The sequence below is a fragment of the Methanobrevibacter filiformis genome (genome assembly GCF_001639265.1).
Classification (GTDB): Archaea; Methanobacteriota; Methanobacteria; order Methanobacteriales; family Methanobacteriaceae; genus Methanacia; species Methanacia filiformis.
This window is the reverse complement of sequence record NZ_LWMT01000132.1, coordinates 1-1948: the sequence shown is the minus strand read 5'-3', so window position 1 is coordinate 1948 and position 1948 is coordinate 1. Positions and strand designations below refer to the sequence as shown.

The following is a 1948-nucleotide window of genomic DNA, read 5'->3' as shown; positions in this document are numbered from 1 at the left end:
TAGTAAAGTTTAATAATCTTTGTGTTGAAATATGATTTTATGCATTAATGACTTTAATAATCTTTTTTTTATTAAGTTTTTGTGCATTTATTATGAAATTTGTATTAATAAATTAGTGCTTTTGTATGAATCATGTTTTGATAAATGGCATACTGACTAAGAGATACTTATTTAGACATGTATGGTTTTATACTATGTTTATTTATGTTTTTTCTAGTATATTGTGTCTTTTAGATTTCTTGTTCGTATTGTATTGTATATTGCATTTCTGATGTTTATTTCATTAGTTGCAGCTACTTTATTGGAGCCTAAAAGCATTAAGACACCATTACTACGCTTAAGATAACCATTTACGCCTTCAGTTTGGAACCGTTCAGCATAAATAGTTAAATAGCGTTTTTGAGTCATTTTATTAATCATTTCATGTTTAAGTGTGGTGATTCTGTAGTTTATAGGAGTTACACCATCACCACACGAACATTTTTCCTTAAATGGGCATGATGAATGGGACAAGCAATAGTAATTGTATGATCTTTCCATGTATTTTGGATTAGAGTTATGTTGACGATTATATTTGCTGTTTATCTCTTTAATGTTCTTTAATGGTAATATTTCACCATTTAAACATGTGATTTTGTTATTTCCTTTTTCAAAATATTTTTTACTTATTTTTTCCAATTCTTCAATACATGGGGCTTCTTTGAGTCCATTATTCACTCTGTAAATGTCATTAAGTTGTTTTGAGATTCCTTTGGGCATTATTAGTGCATTTATGTCATTTTTATCTGCTGTTTCTAAGTTTTCGTTAGAGAAATATCCTGAATCTAAAATGTAAATTGCTTTTTTGAGCATTTGTTCTATTTCTTTGTAATTTTTCCTTTCACCATATTCTTTAATCATTTCTAGTAGTAAAGTGAAATTTTCCCGTAATTCGTCCAGTACTTCTTTTAAAACTAAATTATCATTAGGTTTGTCTAGTAATAGTCCTCCAATAATTATTTTGCTTTCTGTGACTATTTCTTGTAAATTGAAGGCAAAATCGAAATTTCCTTTCTTTGTAGGCATCATAACAGCTTCAGGAAATGTAATACTAACATAATCATTATCTATTTCCTTAAATCGATCTTCAAATTCATTTATACGTTGGGACATATTTTTATTGTAAAGCATGATTCTTTTTCTAATGGTCTGTATGCTTTCTAAAATATCTTGGTCTTTTTTATATTCTTGTTCTTTGATTTTTAGTTCTTTTTTAATTCTTCGGATTGAATTTTTACTTTTATCGTGCAGTAAATTCCATTTTTTCATTAGTTTTAAAGCTTTTAATTCATCACGTGTGATAGTGTAGTGTTTAGATCCTTTAATTAATGCATCAGTACCGTCAATGAAAATATGGAGAAATTTTAGAATATGATGGTCATTTAAAACGAGTAATGTGTGTAGAAATATTTTTTTAATGGTAATGGAGTTGCTGTTTGATAAAAATCTGCTTAATGTTGTGGATGATGGTGTTTTACCATTTAGAAATGTTTTTAATATTATATCTGTTTTGCATAAACTAGCTATTTTATCTGTTCTATATTCATCAACTAAGATTCCGTAAGTAATCGCTCCTAAAAGTAATAAACGTGAAATAGCTTTTCTTCCTTTTTCAGATTTAAATTCTCCATTTAATTCATTGATTAAATCCTGAACACACTTATTATCAAATGAAGACAATATAGTTATAAAATCACGAGATTCTCTCCCAAATTTCTTTAACTTTTCAATAGTTATACCTAAATCCTCAATAGATTCAACAGCCATTTTTTTCAAACCTCCTTGGCTGTGCAATAATTAATTTTTCAGTTGATGGATGACAGTGAATTTTCTTAGTTGTGGTTAGATTGTAAATTATTTTTTGTAGTTTTTTTTATTTGTTGTCTATGTTTTTCATTGAATATCTATT

Annotated in this window: 1 protein-coding gene; it reads right to left on the bottom strand. The window is 27.3% G+C overall.

Annotation, left to right across the window (positions count from 1 at the left end; genetic code table 11):
- Nucleotides 1-213: 213 nt before the first annotated feature.
- Complete coding sequence (locus MBFIL_RS04175) at nt 214-1806, bottom strand: transposase (RefSeq protein WP_066971781.1); 1593 nt, start codon at nt 1804-1806, stop codon at nt 214-216.
- Between the last annotated feature and the right edge of the window lie 142 nt (nt 1807-1948).